Below are 19,341 nucleotides of genomic sequence, written 5' to 3'. Positions count from 1 at the left end.
CCATTAGTAAAAGTGTGGCAGGACGCGCCACCAAGATTCATTTAGCGGTTGATGCTCACGGTAACCCTATTACTTTTATCTTATCAGATGGTACGACTCACGATGTAAAGGTGGCTCCAGACTTAGTTGATAAGATTAATTTAAGTGGTACAGACATGCTATGTGCCGATAAGGGCTATGATTCTGATCCGCTGCGAGACCATATTGAACAAGCAGGTTGCTTTAATAATATTCCTCGAAAACAGAATGCTAAGTCCACCAATAACCATATGGACTGGCACTTGTACAAGGCTCGACACTTAGTAGAAAATGCTTTTGCTAAGTTAAAAAACTACAGGGCGGTTGCAACTAGATTTGATAAGCTCAAACAAAGTTATGAGAACACAGTGGCTCTCGCTTGTGCCTATATCTGGCTGAAATTATGAATGTTCAACACGCCCTAATCAAAGAACGCAAATAAAAAACCGCTATCTGACAATTATTCAGATAGCGGTTTTTTCTTATAAATCGTATTTGGTATTTATAGCTATACCAATCACTGCTTAGCACTTATCAAAACGGATATAAGAGCCAAGCGGGTTTGTAATTAATACGGTTATTCTGTACCAAGTTCAAGCAAGCTAGCATTACCACCGATCGCTGTGGTATTGATTGTTTTGACGCGCTCAGTGACAAAACGATGCAAATAATCAGGCGTTAGCATCTCTGACAAGCCTTCCATATCGGTGACACTAATGACTTGCGTTAAGATACCATCGGTATTGGCAAGCTCTTGGCTGATAGCCTGCACTTCGCTTCGATTACCAGAGACTGCAACCTGTGCCAGACGATCGATATATAAAAGCGTAACGGTTTGCGAGTCATTCGCCACACTCAATACATCTTCGCTGATACCTGTATCATATAGCATCTTGGCAGCTTCATTGCACATCTCATCTTGGCTTGGGCAATGCAGGATGACTTCATTACCTGTCAATAGTGCGGCTACCAGCTGTCCTAATACTGCCATGGCTCTAGCAGATTCACCACCAATAACCATGGTCTTACCACGACCAGTGACATATAGATCGTTGGACTCACCAGTTGCACCAGTCATGCGATGCACCTCATCCAAGCTAGGCGCGGCGCTCAATAGATGATTGAACAAACGCTTTGCTTTATTGGCATCACCAGTCAGCAATGCCAACTTTGGAATAGCCGCTTGCAGATATGTTGCGCGATTCACTGCGCCAAGTAATCGCCAAGATTCACAAACCTGGGCATGATTTTTTTTGAATTCAGTCGCCATGTTGCTACTCCTTATGCGAGTTCTGTTTGAGTGGTGGTTTGGGTAGTAGTATTAGCAGTTGTCTGGTTTCCGCTATTTGACTCTGAGCTAAGCTGCATCAAACGTGCGACATAATGCGGGCCACCAGCTTTAGGACCCGTACCAGACAGACCACAACCCCCGAATGGTTGTACGTTTACGACCGCACCGATTTGGTTGCGGTTGATATAAGTATTACCTACAAATGCACGGCGCTCGATGTGCTCAACGGTATTTTCGATACGACTATGAATACCCAAGGTCAAGCCAAAGCCTGTCGCGTTGATGGCATCAATCAACTTATTCAGATCACGTGCTTGATAACGCAGTACGTGCAAAATTGGACCAAAATGCTCGCCACCGATCACGTCGATACTTTTCACTTCGATCGCTGTTGGCAATACAAAGGTAGACTGTTCTTGACTGACAACTGAGCTTGAGCTCATTGGTGTCCGTGCCAAGATAGTCGCCGTTGGCTCAGCGTCCATACGCTCGATATGCGCTTCAAGACTACGTTTGGCATCCGCATCAATCACTGGACCCACATCTGTAGCAGCATATAAAGGATTGCCGACCGATAGCTCAGCCATATTACCTTGTAATAGCTCAATTAAATTATCAGCCATTTCTTCTTGCACGCACAATATACGGCAAGCTGAGCAACGCTGACCTGCTGAACCAAATGCAGATAAAACAGCGTCTCTAACCACTTGTTCTGGCAATGCCGTTGAATCGACAATCATAGCATTCTGACCACCAGTTTCGGCGATAAAAACAGGTAACTCACCACTGGCTTGTGCATGGTCATTTAAGCTTTTGTTAATACGTTGAGCCGTTTGGGTTGAACCCGTAAATATCACACCTGCTATATTGTCAGCCGCTGTCAATGCACCACCAACATCGCCAGCACCGATCACTAACTGTAAGGCTTGTGTTGGTACGCCTGCTTGGTACATTAGCTGAGCACCAAAATGGGCAATCAAGCTGGTTTGTTCGGCAGGTTTCGCTACCACCGTATTACCTGCTGCTAGTGCCGCTACGATTTGACCCGTATAGATAGCCAATGGGAAGTTCCATGGGCTAATACAGACAAAGGTGCCACGTGCTTTATAAACTTGACGAGATTGCTTGCCAGCCAAATCAGTAAATTCATGCACGACGTCGTCTAAACGCTCTGCTTCATCGGCATAAAAACGGCAGAAATCAACCGCTTCTTTGATTTCATCAATACCGTCTTGAAGGGTTTTTCCCGCTTCGATTTGGCATAGCGCCATTAGCTCAGCGTAGTTTTCTTCATAGAGATCCGCTATCTTACGCAATACTTCAGCACGCTTAGCAGCTGATACTGCTTGCCAGACACTTTGCCCTGCCACTGCCGCATCGATCGCTTGACCAGCTATTTCAGCATTGGCATAAGTGACTTCACCAGCACTTACTTCGTGGTTCCAAGGTGCACGTACGGTTTGAGCCGCAAGCTTATGCGTTACGCCCTCTACTTCATATTCATCAACTGCTTTGCCATTGACGATGGACGTCGCTGACCAAGTTTTATGCAAATGGCTATCGATAGCAGATTTAAAGGGCAGCCATTGTGATTCTACGAATATATTAGGGCCAAAACTGGCACGGCGCGCACCATAAATCTCTAACGGCAACGGAATCTCTGGATTGTGCAACGTCGCATTGGCCAGTAGCTTGTCATAAGGATGTACTGTCAGCTTCTCAATCGGATAAGACTTGTCTAGCAGCTGATGGACAAACGAGCTGTTGGCACCGTTTTCGAGCAAGCGACGTACCAAGTACGGCAGCAAATCTTTATGCGCGCCAACTGGGGCATAGATACGTACCGGAATTTGATAGGCTTGTAAAATATGATCATAAAGCGCATCGCCCATGCCGTGCAGACGCTGAAACTCAAAGTCTCTATGCTTACTCATGGTCATAATTGACGCTAGGGTGTGCGCATTGTGTGTCGCAAACTGTGGCCAAATCAAGCCGCGCAGATGATCTGATAACAAGAAACGCGCACAGGCAAGGTAAGCAGTATCCGTGCCTTCTTTGCGTGTCCAGACAGGATAGCCTGACAGACCTTTTTGCTGGGCAAGCTTGATCTCAGTATCCCAATAGGCGCCCTTTACCAGACGTACTGGAATACGATCTCCCACCTCAGTCGATAGCCGTGCCAACCACACCAAAATAGCGATGGCACGCTTAGAGTAACCTTGCACGACCAAGCCAAGACCATCCCAGTCAGCCGTCAAATTGTCACGGTACAAAGACTCAAACAGTTTTAAAGAAATTTCAAGGCGGTCGGCTTCTTCGGCATCGATACTAAGATCCACATTGACTTCACGTGCCGCTTCGATGAGCAGCAAGCAGCGTTGACGTAATAAACCCATGACTTGGGCTTCTTGCGTGGCTTCATAGCGAGGGTGCAATGCTGACAGCTTGATAGATACTGATGGCTTAGGCATGCCTTCTTTGACTTTAATACTGGCAGTGGCTCTGATCGCATGCAGGTAGTCATTGAAGTATTTTTCAGCGTCTTTATGCGCAATAGCCGCTTCACCGAGCATATCAAACGAATAGGTATAGCCTTTATTACGATAAGGCTGGCTGTTTTTATTGGCGTCTTCGATGGTCTCGCCCAATACAAACTGATGACCCATGATACGCATAGCTTTTTGCATGGCACTACGAATAACAGGCTCGCCCATCTTTTTAGTCATGCGATCCAAAAAGCCTGATGCTGTAGTGCTACTATCGATACTGACGACACGGCCTGTCATCATCATGCCCCATGTTGAGGCATTGACCATAAAACCGTTGTCATTTTTGATGTGCTTTTTCCAATCAGCCACACTCATTTTGTCATGAATCAAGGCATCAGCAGTATAATTGTCTGGCACTCGAATCAAGGCTTCTGCCAAGCTCATCAGCAAGATACCTTCTTGGGTATCAAGACTATACTCAAGCAGTAACGAGTCGACCATCTTGACCGCTTTGCCATCATTACGTACATGTTCAACCAGCTGGCGCGTTTGCTCAGCAGCGGCGTCACGTTCTTCTGTGCTGGGTTTAGCAAGTGGCAATAATTTGGACAACCAACGCTCTTCATCAACGCTATACAACGGCGAAATACGGGCGTGCAGAGTTTCTGCCGACTGGTCAATATAATCTGGCGATAGCAAATCGACAGGATTAAACAAAATCGGCTCTTGCGGGGTAAACTGGTCTACTGGGTTCATAACAACTCCATAACTATCGTTTAAAAACCATCATAAATAGTGCTTTAGGAAGTCTGATCGTCTGGTATAACTAGCCATCACCATCATTCATTTAGATGATGGCTATCGATAGATACTTATAACAATAATCAAAAGTCCAAACGGCGCCATCACAAAACGAGAAAATCCAGCGTAGGCTGGAAGCGGTTAAGTAGGTCGTTCGACTGTTAAACGGGCTACGTTAACAATACAAAGGCAACAACGAACAGCTAAGCGGCATTAGTGCCTTCTTCTTGTTTGTAGTGAAAGGAGTGTGATGATCAGATATCGCTATTAAAACGAAAAAATCGCTTTAGCAAAAAAACCTGCCATCTGGGGTGCTGCTAATTCACTGTAAGAAAAACCTCTACGGCGTTGATTGAGGTGATGCGCTTAACTCGGCTATAATATCATGAAAAAAATTTTCAAACTAACGATATTGCTTATTTTCACAAATTAATATATTTCTAAAAAACAATCAGTTAACAGCACTTTATCCCTTATGACGCACTGGTTATACTTTTCTATTTACTATTGGCGATTAATTGTTTTATTAAATCAAACACTTGAATAAATTTAGGGAAATTTGAGCCATTTTAAATCAAAAAAGACCCCTTTATCGTTTCCGAATAAAGAGGAATTTAACGTAACAAAACTTAAAAGCAGTAAAGTAATATCGAAAGCAGTAAAGTAGTATCGAACGCTCAGCGCATTCTAGTAAAACTTATAAAACCACCAACTTGGTCAGCAAAATAACCGTCAATACCCAAACTGATCGTAATTTCAGAGAATTTACCGGTCATCAGTTTACCGCGGTAAAGGTGATAAAACCAAGCGCAATACCATCAGCGATAGAATACGTCAGCGGGGTCAATAACAGAACAACCGCCACAGGAGCCGCTTCTGTCAAATCTTCCCAGTTGATTTCTTTTAGGGTAAATAACATCAGTACCGACACATAGAAAATCGCGCCAGCTGTGGCGTAAGCAGGAATCATACCAGCCAATGGTGCAAAGAAAATACTCAGCACAAACAATACGCCAACCGTCACTGCCATCAGACCTGTACGACCACCTGATGCTACTCCAGAAGCACTCTCAATATAACTGGTGGTCGATGACGTACCCAACATTGCACCAGCGACCGTAGCAGTAGAATCCGCTAGTAGCGCCTTGTCCATATTAGGAATATTGCCGTCTTTATCAATTAAACCCGCTTTATTGGCAATACCAACCAAACTACCTGTCGTATCAAATAAATCGACGAATAAGAAGGCAAAAATAACGCTGATCATACCAACGTCAAACGCACCGGCAATATCAAGCTCCATCAATGTTGGTGTGATAGATGGCGGCGCAGACATGATGCCAGCAAACTGTGTATGGCCTGTCAACAAGCTAATCACGGTGATAACCAAGATACCAATCGTCACGGCACCTGGGACTTTTTTATAGACCAAACCAATAATAATAAAGAAACCCAAAGCAGCCATCATAGGTGCAAATGAGGTCATGTCACCTAGCATTACCAATGTCGCATCACGACCGACAATAATACCTGAGCTCTGTAGTGCAATAAATGCTAAGAAAGCACCAATACCTGCCACAATACCTTGCTTAAGACTGTTTGGAATGGCATTGATAACCCATTCGCGAATCTTAAACAAACTCAAAATAATAAACAAGCAACCCGATAAGAAAACAGCACCTAGCGCAGTTTGCCAAGCGTAGCCCATGCCCAATACAACGCCGTAAGTAAAAAAGGCGTTCAAACCCATACCTGGTGCGAGTGCCACCGGCAGTCTGGCATAGATACCCATAATAAAGCAGCCTATTGCCGCTGCTAAACAGGTGGCAACAAATACCGCCCCTTTATCCATACCAGCTTCCGCCAATACGTTGGGGTTGACAAAGATGATATAAGCCATGGTCAAAAAGGTAGTTATACCGGCAAGGATTTCCGTTTTGACTGTGGTGTTTTCACCATTAATCCCAAAATAGCGTTCAATTGCATTCATAAGTGTCGCGCCCAGCTTGCTAGTGAAAGAACAAATTTATTGATGCCTAAAATAAATATGACGTCAGCCAATGGATGGCGACGTCATTATCAAAAGACAGCGGTAACAAGGTGCAACATTTTAGAGAAGTTGCGGTACAAATTCAATCATTACCAGTGCCTTATGGGTACAAACCCACCTTTTCAGTCAATTAAGACATAACAGCCAGACAATATTTCAGACATCCACATATAAATTAACCTTATACTATGAATTGTACAAACAGCTGTTAATTATTTGGCATTTAACATTTTAACAAATGACCTTTTTGACATTTAACAGTACACTAGGCGGCTGATAGCAATATGCCACATTACTGTACTGTCATATCTTAGTTATTAAAGATCCTATCTGTCTGCGTGTCGCGCCATACCAGCTATTATTAATTACCCATGAGTCCCATACATGCCTGAATCATTAAATATTATCGACCTTATTACCCAAGCCAGTCTCTTGGTGCAGATTGTGATGGCATTATTGTTATTGGCGTCTTTAGTCAGCTGGGTAATTATCTTTCGTATGAGCGCGCGGCTTGGTACGGCCAAAAATTTCGATCAACAGTTTGAAACTTGGTTTTGGTCAGGTGAAGACTTAGCCAAGCTTTACCAAGGCGTACAAGGCTCACCTGAACGCCAAGGACTTGAGCAAATATTTTATGTGGGATTTTCTGAATACTTAAGAATGCATAAAAAGCGCCAACCCAAAGATGACATCATCGATGGTGTTGAGCGCAAGCTACGAGTCGGTTTAGGGCGTCAGCAGCAACTATTAGAATCAGGACTGACCACGCTAGCGAGCATTGGCTCAGTCGCGCCTTATGTTGGATTGTTCGGTACGGTTTGGGGCATCATGAACGCCTTTTTAGGGTTGTCACAAACGGAGCAAGCGACCCTAGCCTCTGTCGCACCTGGTATTGCCGAAGCACTAATCGCAACCGCTATGGGCTTGTTTGCAGCGATTCCTGCCGTACTGGCGTATAACCACTTTACCGCCAAATCTAGTCGCTTGTACGATTCACGTGCTTTATTTTGCGATGAAATGACAGGCATGCTCCAGCGCGAGACCAGTGCAGAAAGCACTGTTGGTAGAGACAATATCGCTACGAGAGAAACGCAATCTACTGCCAATCAGGCACAAGGACTATGAAATCATGAAACAGAGTCCCTATCGCCGTGAAAAAAAAGCGCTAAATGCGGAGATGAATGTCGTTCCTTATATCGATGTGATGTTGGTGCTGCTCGTCATATTTATGGTCACAGCACCCATGCTGATTACGGGCGTCGATGTTGACTTGCCAAAAGAGCAAACCAATACCATGAGCCAAAGCCAACTACCCGTCATTGTGTCCTTGACCGATAGTGGCGATATTTTTATCAGTTATGAAGACAATGTCGACCTGCCGATTAGTGAACCAGAGCTGATTGATACTCTATCTAACTTACAAAATCAAAGTAGCGATGCTGGGGCACAGCCTTTACAAGTCATGATTAATGCCGATCAAAACAATCAATATGGCGCTATCATGACACTCATGGCCACCTTACAACAAGCAGGCATTCAAAAGGTGGGATTATTAACAGGCGCACCCTTGCCCACACCATCATTGTAATAAATCCTATTCCTCGCTCAGCTTGCTATAATAAAGTAGATAATTTGATGAACCTCGTCCTTGAGTATCTTTACCATGCATAATGCTCCTGTCGTTTATGTACCGACCCAACCTGAAGGCAATGGGCTAACGTTGCCTACGCTACTTAGCGTACTGGCACATGGTCTCGTGATTGGGATACTCGTTTATACTTATCAACATACTAAAACCGACACTGTGGAAAGTATTGAGACGGTAATGGTCTCCCCCGAGCAATTGGCTGAGATGCAAGGTCAAATCCTTGCCAATCGTGCAACGGCAGCTAGGGCGATGCAAGCTGAAACTAATGCAAGTAGTGCATCGAGCACCTCATCATCAGAAAGTTTTAGCGATAGCGCCAGTCAGCCAAACTCGCAGCGTGTACCTGTCTTTACGCGCTCTAACGATTCTGCCAGTCAACCAATGCTGATGAGTGAAGAGCAGCATCAACGCTTACTTGAGCAAAACCAAGACTACGAACGTCGAATGGCAGAGTGGGCAGCACAATTAGATGAGTCGGTGACAGAAGAGCATGGTCAGGTAGAGCAAAACAAAAAAGAACAGCTAATAGAAGAACAAAAACAGCTGGGCGATTTCCGTAATAAACAAAATAATCCGCCTCATATTCCACGCCCGACTGCGACTGATAAAAATTTAAAGATTAATACAGGTGATTCTGGTAGCGCAGGTCAGAGATATGATCTAGAAGCAGACGGCAACTCAACAACATCTAATGGTGGTAGTGGCAGTACCTCTCGTTCTACTGGTGCTAGCGATAGTGATATAAAAGCACTAATCAAAAAGAATCTTATATCACCAGAAGGAGCTAAGGGGCAAACTGTCCTAGCAACTCTGACTATTACTGTTGATAGCAGTGGTATTATAACTGGTTACAATGCATCAGGAAGTAACCCAAAATATAACAAAGCACTAGAAGATGCAGCTAGGGTTACCAGAAAATTACCCATTGGTCCTGACGATCCTAAATACCCTACTTTTAGCATAGAATATATTGGAACAACTAAATAAAACTCAGTATATAAAAATCTCATTTCTTAAATTTTAAAAGTATCAAGATTCTTTATTGATTTTAGGAGAATAAATTGTACAAGTATATTTACAAAAAAAAGCTGACAACTCTGTGTATTAGCGCATCATGTTTACTTGCTTCTACTAGTTTGTCTGCCAAAGAAATAGTCGTACTACAGGATAGTTTCGAAATTCCCGTTCAACAAAACCAAGTCGCCTTTGTGCCATTTGCTGGTGATTCTGTATTATCGCCGATTATCGTCAACGACTTAAGCAAAGAAGGTCTAAAAATTACTAGCCAAAACCTACCGCAGCAGCCACGCAGTAGTAGCGAGCTGGCGGGTACTTTGCCAGTATGGCAAAATTTAGGTATTCCGTACTTAGTAATCGGTAGCACGCGTACCAACCGAGGTAAAATTATCACAGATTATGAAGTGATTGATGTCAAATCGGGGCGAATTCTTGAGGGTAAGCAAACCTCGACAACAAATAAAGATCCTGACAGTATGCGTCGTGCTGGACACGTCATTGCCAATAAAATCTACGCATTGATTACTGGTACGCCAGGTGACTTTTCAGGACGTATTGCTTATATTGAAGAGACTGGTGCTGGTAAAGAAAAAGTCTCACGTTTAAAAGTGATGGATGCCGATGGCGAAAATGCCAAAACCATTACTGAAGTAACCGGTTCTATCTTTTCACCAACATGGTCGCCAGATGGCAATCGCATTGCTTATTCTGTACAACGCGATAAATCTTATCCCGTTATTTATGTACAAAGTGTGAGCGGTGGCGGTGCAACCCCGTTAACGCCCTTCCCTGGCAGCAATCTCAGTCCATCATTCTCTCCTGATGGCAGTAAGATATTATTTTCTAGCAGCTTTGAAGGTAGCGCAGATATTTATGAGATGAGTGCCAGTGGTGGTCAACCTAGAAGGCTTATCAATTGGCCAAGCAGCGAAGTGCAACCAAGTTATGCGCCTGATGGCAAATCCCTTGTTTTTGTATCAGACAAAACTGGATTTAACAAACCACAGATTTATCGTTATGAGTTTGGTTCAGGACGTACGACTAAGGTATCAAGTAGCGGTTATGCCACTAGCCCGCAATTTAGTAACGATGGCTCACAAATTGCCTTTTTAAGTGGTCGCTCAGCGGCGATCATGAATAGCGGCGGCGCTGTTACTACTAACTTGGGCAATACCGGTATCGATGAAGCACCAAGCTTTTCACCCAGTGGCAGAAATGTAATTTATGCTTCAAAACAAGGCGGCAAAGGTAAATTAACAATTAAATCTTTGAGTAGTGGTCAATCGTTTGACATACCTGTACAAGGCATTGCTCGCTCACCAATTTGGTCATCTAGCCCTAAATAAACCATATTTATCATTATCTTTCTTAATTCATAAAGTCTTGCTCATAAAAAAGCGCCTAATAAATAATTAGGCGCTTTTTTATATTGCGAAGCACGGTTAAATCATTTTGCCACTAGCATGTATTGGACAATTATTGACTAAAGTAGTAAACACGATTAATCATCACTCGGATCACCCGCTGATGGATTGGGATGCCGCAGTTTTGCCACATCGTCAGCAGTCACGGTATCGGTAAAACCATTTAGGTCACTGACCACATATTGAGTAACCGCCGCCATCTGCGCATCGTTCATCATTCCATGGAATGAGGGCATGCCACGAAAGCCATTAATCAAGATATCGATGATGTAATACTTTGATTGCATCTTACTGTTATTCGCCAGTGGCGGATAATAGCCTGCACCGTAAGCACCCTCGCCTTTGTGCATGTGACAAGCCGCACAAGAGTCGTGATACAGCTTTTTGCCATCTGTCGTTACAAAGCCATTTGTGCCTTCAAACTTTGCGTCCCATTCAGTAATACTTGGGTCGTCTTCCATATTGGGCAATGAGCTGTCGTCGACAATATTGATAGCAGGTGCAGTAAGCTCCTCACGGCTCATATAAACGCCGCCCCACGCACCCGTATTTCGGCTTGCTTGATAGTCATTGGTTGTTAAGGAATCCTGATCTTGTACACTGGAAACCGTCACTTCATCATCTGACCGTTGACTACAGCCCAACAGTGCTGCACTGCTGATCCCACTCAGCAGCATCACCGTCAGCAGTTTGAGTGTCATGTTTTTCATGACTCTTTTCTTCACGATTGCCTTCTTCATGATTGCATTGTCCATGATAGCCTCTGAATCTTATAGTTATTTATATAACCCAAGCGTTATTAAACCAGCATTTTTGCTTTTTTATGTAGGCGCTTTGCGGCATCCATACCAGATAAAATAGCGCCTTCTTGCCATGCTGGAATATGTGAACAATGCTCGCCCGCCAGCACAATACGATTATCAATACTGCACAAGGTATCGTAATGCTGACGACGAGTCGACTCATTCCAAATACCGTAACAGCCGAGCGTCCATGGGATGCGGTGCCAGACAACTGATGTCCCTGCGCGGAATTCTTTTGGATACTGAGGATGGATGTATTTACCATAAGCAAGCGCAACATTAATACGTTCTTGCGGCGTTAAGGTATTAAACTTATAAGACGTCGGACCATAACCATATGCACCGAGTAGCACGCCCGTACCATCTTTAAACATATTTTGTGACGGGTAGGCAATCTGAGCAATGGGCATGTCGGTATAAGTCAGACCACCAAATATCCATTCATCTTCTTCCCAAAAGCGGCGGTTGAACTCTAGACCAACTTTATAAGAGGTTTCATAAGGCACGGCGGCCATCGCCTGCTTCATTGGCTTTGAGACATTGATATCCATCTGCGTCAATACAGTTAATGGAATATTGCACACGCACCAGTCTGCACGAATGGTCTTGGTAGCACCATCTGGGCTGTTGCTGTCTACATAATCGACAGTGACGCCACTGTCATCTTGATGAATTTTAGTGACCTTTGCATTAAACTCAATCATATCGCGGCATTCACGGGTGAAAGCATCACCAATTTTCCCCATACCACCTACTGGCTGAAACATCGTCGGTTGATGACCATAAGTCATATGGTTGCCATAAATATCTGCCCACATACCTGAATCTAGTATCTCACTAATCGGCAAAGGCTTTGATGGCGTCGCATCAGGCATCAAGCCACCACCCGGAAACACACTAAAGCCTCGATGTTTACTGGTCTCATTACTGGCGCGGTAACGATAATCTTTATCCAGCACCCCCCAGCCTTTTAAACCTTCTAATAGCTTTTCTTTGTCCTCAGTATTGACTGAGCGATCAAGACCACCGACGTTAACTGATTTCGATAGCAGCTCGGCGACATGACCTTGGATATCGTTTTTCACATCACCCAAACGCTGCGGCACGCCGTCGAAATGAGTACTTCGATGCAGATAAGCACGATCATTGGTTTGAATAAAGGGCTGCATTTCAACGCCAAACTGTTTGCAATAATGGAAGACGGCATAATGATGGCTTGGCAGACGCCACGGTCCACCATTAAAGTAATTGCCCTCTTCAAAATCACAGGTGACTTCTTCGCCGCCAAGCTCGGTATATTTATCACCGCTGTTCAATGTCCAGCTACGACCGCCGCCACGATTTTGATATTCGAGTACTTTGACATCGTAGCCCGCTTTACGTAACTCATAAGCCGCTGTCAGTCCGCCAAGCCCCGCACCAAGAATGACAATACTAGCGCCCGGAGGTGCACCTTTAAGATCCATGGTCTCTTTAAAACTCGACTCTGACGCAAATCCTAATGTCGTCATCGCCTGATACATCGCAGTCGCGCCCGCTGTTTTACCAATCATCGAGAGCAGTTGGCGCCGCGTTGGTGATTGAAGCATGTCTTTCATAATAGTGTCCTTAAAGTAGACGTTCCTGCAAGATGGTAGGCATATATATTATTAATCAGCTCGGCTGAGTTCTACGTCTGTTTTTCGAGCTGTTGTGCCTTACCATGTTGCCTGTAGATCTTGTCCTATAATAAATATGTAAATCGTCTTTATAGAATCAATGAATTAACGACGGCGCCTAGACCGCAAGATGGCTCGTATAATAAACACAATGATAATAATAGCCACGATGATGCCGATTACTGCCAGCAGGCCCGCATATTTGATTAAGAATGGCTTGTCAGTACCTGTCGTTGCGATACGATCAACATCATTAGCACTCACCTCACTACTGTTGAGACCACCAAAATTCACACGCACATAATTGGTAATACCAGCGATTTGCTCGCTATTTAGCTCATCTGAGAACCCTGGCATGATAGGTGACGTGTTAGTCGCGCCTTCTACCCCATGAAGGATCATATTGACTAGCGCATCAGGTTTCTCACGGCGAATACTGCTGAGTCCAACGATAGGAGCGTAACGCGCATCAGGCTGACCATAACCGTCAACGCCGTGACAGCTACCACAGGCTGCCAAATATAGCGATTCTGGTGAATTGCTGCCATTACTCACCTGCGCTTTGGCTTGGGCTAAATAATCTTTTTGCGCCAGTAAATCATGAGTGATAGATTCGCTAATGGGTGTTGGTAAACGCGAGACATCAACGGCTGCGACCTTATCATCTGTTTGGATAGCAGGCACCGCTTTTAGATAAGAAGCAATGGCATTCAAATCTTCATTTTTTAAGTAGCGCGTACTATGTGCAACCGCCTCGCCCATAGGACCACCCGCATAGGCACGCTGGTCAAGCTCACCAGTACGCAGATAAGTGACAATATCTTGTTCACTCCAACTACCGATACCGCTCGACTCGTCAGGCGTGATATTTGGTGCATGCCAATGACCAAGCTGAGCACCTGATAGATACATTTTTTTATCGAAACCCATAGTGCTATTACGCGGGGTATGGCAAGTACCGCAGTGCTCTAAGTTATTGACAATATATTCACCACGTTGCTGCGTCTCAGTGAGACCATCACGATTTTCAGTAGACGGGACATTGAGAAAATTCCAGCCAATCATTAAGCTGCGAATGTTAAATGGAAATGGCAGGTCAGTTTTATATTTCGGTGCTTCATCGATAGCAGGTACGGTTTGCAGATAAGCAAACAACGCACTGATATCTTCTTCTTTCATGCCGCTATAAGAAGGATATGGCATGGCAGGGTAAAGCATATGGCTTGGCGTACGACCTTTTTGCAACGCGTTCTTTAGGTCCGTTTCGGTATAATCACCGATACCATAACGTTTAGACGGGGTAATATTGGTTGAATAGATATCTCCCATCGGCGTTTCGATCGCTGTACCGCCAGTATAATCTTCGCCATGACATGCCATGCAATCAGCCGCACGGGCAATGTAAGCACCGCGATTGACAAGCTCGCTATTGGCTGGACTAATATTAGGTAAACTGGCATTAGGCAGGCTAGCATTCGCTAGGCTAGTATTGACGACGCTTGCACCTTCAGCCATCGCAGCGCTGGAGGTCATACCGATGACGAGCATCGATAACATCACAGAAAGTGGCTTCATAATATCCTCATATAGCTGGCACCTAGGGTGTTGTAATTATTATTAGTATGAACGATTTAGATGAAACATTTAGTATTGAGCAAGCCTTAATGAGTGACGACTTGTTATACTCAATTGACAGTCCATTAAATGAGGTAGCAAATCATCCAGTAAATGCTTAATAAAATAGCGTGATAAAAGTAATTTCATAAACATAGTTACTAAGCATAGTTACTAAATGATGTCTACTCACTCTACTAATGTAAGACTATTTCGCTACTATTACTTAATGAGTAACGTATTGGTCTCAAATTTTTACAAAACGTAAAGAACCGCATTGTCATTATCAGTTTTTGATAACGTAATATATTTTTTTATATTATAATAATAAGTTATTTGAATAATACCTTTAAAATCAGCAACTAAAAACCTATTTTTTGGTCGGGTATCTTCTATGAAAAACCTATCATTGTAGATAATTGTCACAAATTTGCTTCATTTTTTGTCATCATCAATTTTAGTTGTACATAATAGATACATAGACTTAAGTTAGCACTCGCTTTTTTTATCAGTCAGATTTTTATAATGCTACGAAACAAGCTATTGCAACGCACCATATTTTGTTTATGATAGGCGCTATTTTCACATTGCCGATCGCCGCCTGAGACACCACTATGAAGTTACCGATTCTTGCTTATATACTGACATCAGCCCTGTTAATCACAGGCTGCCAATCATTTCAATTTGTCGACAGCCCTATCCCTGTGAATACCACCCCTACTAATAGCATCTTGGTCAAAAATATGCCTGCCACCACTGTGCAGGTTCAAAATAATACCAGTACAAAAAATCAAAAATAGTGCCATCACACTCATAAAATAAGCAAAAAAAAGGCAGATATCAGTTTGATATCTGCCTTCAATGTTTAATAAATTACCTTGAATGATTCAATAGCCATTCATTTCAAGGGCGCGCCGCTGGCTGATGCTTGATAATTGTCTTGGCCAAATGATCGCCGAACCAAATAGCCGTATCAATATCTCCCCGTCCTGGCGTTTCTTCAGGGGGACCATCAAGCGACTGGGTCATCAAGCCCAAAAAGCTAGATAAACGGTTTAAATCATGAGCCTCATGACCTGTCGGCATCAGCGGTAATCCAATCCAGTTCATGCCATGCTGCATCGCATACAAAGAAATCTGCTGCAATACCGCCAGCTTATCACCGCTCAGCCACCAGAGTTGGCAAAAGCGGCTGCCCACTTGCCTTCCCATTTACGATGATACCAGCGCTTTGAGGTTTCATCCATAAAAGTCTTAAATTCAGCAGTGACACTACCCATATATACGGCACTACCGAAAACCAGCAAATCCGCCTGATCCAAATAATCCCAGTCAACCTTGTGGACATCAACGGCTTTGGCCTGTGCTGCTGGCAATTTCTGATGCGCCCCTTCGACGATCGCTTCAGCGACGCGCTTGGTATGACCGTAGTTGCTATGATAAATAACAGCAATAGATACAGTCGGTATGCTATCAGTAATGGACGATCTGGCAGGTGTATTCATACAAACTCTAATAATGGCTATAAATGGTTAAATAAAAACAATATAAGTTCAACAGTTAATTGCGCGCAACAGCAAATAGCGTAATCCTACGCAGCGCCACGTACAATGACCAGCGCCATTCGACCTGTAGCAGGCTGCTGCAAATGCGTTTGACGCCGATAAGAGTAATAGTGGTCATCAGCATAACTACACCTGCTAGATAATGTGTCATCTACTATAACGCCCGCCGCACTAAGCTGATCCGCTGCCAACTTTGGTAAGTTTAGCTTGATTTTTCTCGCGTCAACTGTGTCACAGCTTGACAGCTTATCAACCGTATCCTGTACATGTTGAGTCTCGCTACCGCCTTTAATAGTAGCCACAGAATCTATGACATATAACGAATCAAAATGTTCAATACTTGCTGTGTTCAATAACTTATTTTCTGTGCAACCTTTCAATAATTGATTGCGAACTTGAGCGCCAACTTCATAGCTGTCTTGACTGATACAAACACCAATCCAAGCTTCGATTTGTCCCGATTGCGTAAAACAGTGCACAGTCGCTTGAATAACCCCGCAAGCCAGACCTTGCCAACCCGCGTGAATCGCTGCCATTTGACCACTGGCTGGCTGATATAAGACTATCGGCACGCAGTCAGCCGTCATTATCGCAAGCCCAAGCCCTTGTTGCCGACTGACCATCGCGTCAGCAGACATTGGCGTCATACCTAGCGCTGTGCCATCAATATCATGAATTTGCTTACCGTGAACTTGGTTAACCCAGTGTAAGCGTTTGATGGGTACCTGTTGGCATGTCGACGATAAGGGTGCAAGCTGCTCATTGATGGCAGATAATAAACGCATGCGATTGCTCAGTACTTTTGCAGCATCGTCATTGACATGCAAACCTAAATTTAGCTCACCGTAATTCGCTTGACGTTGCTGTCGTACTAGCTGTTCTGTGGGCTGGTCTTGTGAGTCAACATCATCGCTTGAAAAGGCAGCTGTTTGAAAAACAGCCACATCATCAATCTGTGCAAGCAATGTCATAGGAAACTGATGAGTCATGGCTGATTTACCGTCTTAATGAGTCATTTTTATGTCACGGATCGCTATTTACTACTAGGCTCTGTTTTTTACAAGCGACTTTACGCTCTCGCCTACAAGGAGAGGTCTACTCGTCATCATAGCCATCACTTAGCACAGCCATCAACTGCTGCATATCTTCAGGCAGTGGTGTGGTGACTTCAATATCTTCACCAGTCGTTGGATGTACGAAACCCAGTGTGTAGGCATGCAAGGCTTGACGTGGAAAATTATTAATCGCTTGACGTTGTGCTTCTGTCAGTCCTGCCCGCAATTGACGACGACCACCATAGACACGATCACCCACTATCGGATAAGTCACATGACTTAAATGCACACGAATTTGGTGAGTGCGTCCCGTTTCAAGACCCACATCCAACAGGCAATAATTGCCATTAAGCGCGGTCACATTCAGTAAATGAGTCACAGCTTCACGTCCTGCCGTCATTACCGTCATTTTAGTACGCTGGTTGCGGTGACGACCGATTGGTGCGTCAATACGGCGATGGCGCGATAGACTCGCTGCATCCCCTGCTACCACACACTGATAATGACGATAGACCGACTTGTCCTTTAGTTGCTCCATCAGCGCAAGCTGTGCTGGCTTGGTTTTGCCAATCAACAATAGCCCTGAGGTATCTTTATCGATACGGTGCACCAGACCTGCACGCGGCAGATGGTGCTGCTGCGGATAGTGATATAGTAGTGCATTGACCAAGGTGCCGGTTTGGTTGCCCGCACCAGGATGCACTACCATGCCAACAGGTTTATTGATGACCAATACGTCATCATCTTCATAGACCACATCGATGTCTATATTTTCTGGTTGATCTTCACTATGCTGCTCTAATGTGGTCGTTAACTGCAGCACATCACCCGCTCTGACACGAATTTTTGGTTTTTGCACGCTTCCGTTATACAGCAGGCTACCATCACTGATCCAACCTTGTAATTGAACACGTGAGAAATCGGTAAATATTTTTGAAGCCAATTTATCAATACGTAAACCAGCTTCGTCTTCTATAACCGTATGCGTCATATTAATAATTACTGGCACCACTTGACCGGCGGCTGACGCTTCATCATCGTCGCTATCATCAATGTCGTCAGCATCTTCATCGCTGCTATCTATCATATCGTCGTCAAGCACATCACTATCTTTTAACGTAGCTTCTTCTGACACAGCGTCTTCTAAAACATGATCGCTATGGCTTTGCTCATCAAGCATCGACTGATTATTGTCAGGTAATTCACTATTATTTAAAACGTCATTTGGCATCGGTGACTCTTGTGCTGATGAATCAGTCTGTCGCGATTGATTCGGTGGTAAATGGGTAGTCATAGCATTATTATTCATAGCAGATTTATATATGGCAAAGCGCCTGACATGGTTTTGAAAGGTAGCTTTTGAGAAAATTTCTAATAAAGTGTTAAGCGTAACGCTATAAAAAACAAAAGGCCATTCGCTATCAATCGCTTATCATAAAAGCGATCGTCGTCGAAAAAAGCGGAGGCAATACTGTGCTAGTGTATCACGCCAAGCGCCTAAGCCTATAGAAGCTGTGTGTTATCTGTCATTTTTTGATTATACCTCAGCGAGCGTCAGCGCCGTACTTAACTCTCTAAAATATGACATTGCTGTAATTTACTGTATATTTGTCAGTGTCAGCGACATTCGATATCGCTCGTGACAGCAGCTCATGTTAAAATGCCAAACTGACATCCGCTGGTGTACAGCTCATTGCGAGCATCAGCATATCGTATATGCGTTGCAGTAGACTAATAACTGTACGATACTGACTCAAATCCGATGAGCACGATTGGATTAAGTACAATATAGATGGCGAAAAAATAGACGAAGCAAACGTTATTCTATAAAGTATAGCCATATTTTGCTGTATGCTATGCCACTGTATGCTTATCGAATTTTTATTAAAAGCATTTGGTTTGATATAA

The 19,341-nt window shown here is 43.9% G+C and carries 13 protein-coding genes and 2 pseudogenes; 6 read left to right on the top strand and 9 right to left on the bottom strand.

All coding sequences use genetic code 11. From position 1 onward, the window contains the following. Positions 1-425, top strand: a 425-nt coding sequence (locus TT12_RS03625) for an IS5 family transposase (protein WP_045452313.1), incomplete at its 5' end; no start/stop codon positions are given. 170 nt (positions 426-595) lie between these two features. Here TT12_RS03625 and TT12_RS03620 read toward each other — a convergent pair. The 3 genes and pseudogenes from TT12_RS03620 to TT12_RS03610 all read right to left on the bottom strand — a co-directional run bounded on the left by TT12_RS03620 (position 596) and on the right by TT12_RS03610 (position 6,589). Continuing rightward, complete coding sequence (locus tag TT12_RS03620) at positions 596-1,288, bottom strand: 1-pyrroline-5-carboxylate dehydrogenase (protein ID WP_045452261.1); 693 nt, start codon at positions 1,286-1,288, stop codon at positions 596-598. A gap of 11 nt (positions 1,289-1,299) precedes the next feature. Continuing rightward, complete coding sequence (putA, locus tag TT12_RS03615) at positions 1,300-4,554, bottom strand: bifunctional proline dehydrogenase/L-glutamate gamma-semialdehyde dehydrogenase PutA (protein ID WP_045452257.1); 3,255 nt, start codon at positions 4,552-4,554, stop codon at positions 1,300-1,302. A 742-nt stretch (positions 4,555-5,296) separates the two neighbouring features. Beyond that, positions 5,297-6,589, bottom strand: a pseudogene (locus TT12_RS03610) (NCS2 family permease). Between the two features lie 444 nt (positions 6,590-7,033). Here TT12_RS03610 and tolQ point away from each other — a divergent pair. The 4 genes from tolQ (at position 7,034) to TT12_RS03590 (ending at position 10,660) form a co-directional block, all read left to right on the top strand. Continuing rightward, positions 7,034-7,774: a protein TolQ gene (gene tolQ, locus TT12_RS03605; protein WP_045452254.1), complete on the top strand. Its 741-nt coding sequence runs from the start codon at positions 7,034-7,036 to the stop codon at positions 7,772-7,774. A 4-nt stretch (positions 7,775-7,778) separates the two neighbouring features. After that, on the top strand, positions 7,779-8,237 hold the full coding sequence (gene tolR, locus TT12_RS03600; protein ID WP_045452251.1) for a protein TolR: 459 nt from the start codon (positions 7,779-7,781) through the stop codon (positions 8,235-8,237). Between the two features lie 60 nt (positions 8,238-8,297). Beyond that, on the top strand, positions 8,298-9,284 hold the full coding sequence (locus tag TT12_RS03595) for a cell envelope integrity TolA family protein (protein ID WP_243443334.1): 987 nt from the start codon (positions 8,298-8,300) through the stop codon (positions 9,282-9,284). Positions 9,285-9,358: 74 nt separating this feature from the next. Further along, complete coding sequence (locus TT12_RS03590) at positions 9,359-10,660, top strand: beta-propeller domain-containing protein (RefSeq protein WP_227678931.1); 1,302 nt, start codon at positions 9,359-9,361, stop codon at positions 10,658-10,660. A 155-nt stretch (positions 10,661-10,815) separates the two neighbouring features. On the opposite strand, the gene TT12_RS03585 is transcribed toward TT12_RS03590, so the two are convergent. From TT12_RS03585 to TT12_RS03575, 3 genes are all read right to left on the bottom strand, one after another. Beyond that, complete coding sequence (locus tag TT12_RS03585) at positions 10,816-11,478, bottom strand: c-type cytochrome (RefSeq protein ID WP_045452303.1); 663 nt, start codon at positions 11,476-11,478, stop codon at positions 10,816-10,818. A gap of 59 nt (positions 11,479-11,537) precedes the next feature. Then, positions 11,538-13,139 (bottom strand): flavin monoamine oxidase family protein, encoded by a 1,602-nt coding sequence (locus TT12_RS03580; protein WP_045452247.1) that lies wholly within the window; start codon positions 13,137-13,139, stop codon positions 11,538-11,540. A 165-nt stretch (positions 13,140-13,304) separates the two neighbouring features. Continuing rightward, complete coding sequence (locus tag TT12_RS03575) at positions 13,305-14,774, bottom strand: cytochrome c (RefSeq protein WP_045452244.1); 1,470 nt, start codon at positions 14,772-14,774, stop codon at positions 13,305-13,307. A 653-nt stretch (positions 14,775-15,427) separates the two neighbouring features. On the opposite strand from TT12_RS03575, the gene TT12_RS03570 reads away from it, so the two are divergent. Then, positions 15,428-15,613: a hypothetical protein gene (locus TT12_RS03570; protein WP_045452241.1), complete on the top strand. Its 186-nt coding sequence runs from the start codon at positions 15,428-15,430 to the stop codon at positions 15,611-15,613. A gap of 103 nt (positions 15,614-15,716) precedes the next feature. On the opposite strand, the pseudogene TT12_RS03565 reads toward TT12_RS03570, so the two are convergent. From TT12_RS03565 to TT12_RS03555, 3 genes and pseudogenes are all read right to left on the bottom strand, one after another. Next, positions 15,717-16,318 (bottom strand): annotated as a pseudogene (locus TT12_RS03565) (flavodoxin family protein). An 86-nt stretch (positions 16,319-16,404) separates the two neighbouring features. Beyond that, positions 16,405-17,367, bottom strand: a complete 963-nt coding sequence (locus TT12_RS03560) for a purine nucleoside phosphorylase YfiH/LACC1 family protein (RefSeq protein WP_045452238.1) — start codon at positions 17,365-17,367, stop codon at positions 16,405-16,407. Between the two features lie 106 nt (positions 17,368-17,473). Continuing rightward, on the bottom strand, positions 17,474-18,727 hold the full coding sequence (locus TT12_RS03555) for an RluA family pseudouridine synthase (RefSeq protein WP_201605610.1): 1,254 nt from the start codon (positions 18,725-18,727) through the stop codon (positions 17,474-17,476). Positions 18,728-19,341 lie beyond the last annotated feature (614 nt).

Source organism: Psychrobacter sp. JCM 18903, assembly GCF_000586475.1.
In the GTDB taxonomy this organism is placed as follows: domain Bacteria; phylum Pseudomonadota; class Gammaproteobacteria; order Pseudomonadales; family Moraxellaceae; genus Psychrobacter.
This window is presented reverse-complemented; position numbering and strand designations above follow the sequence as displayed.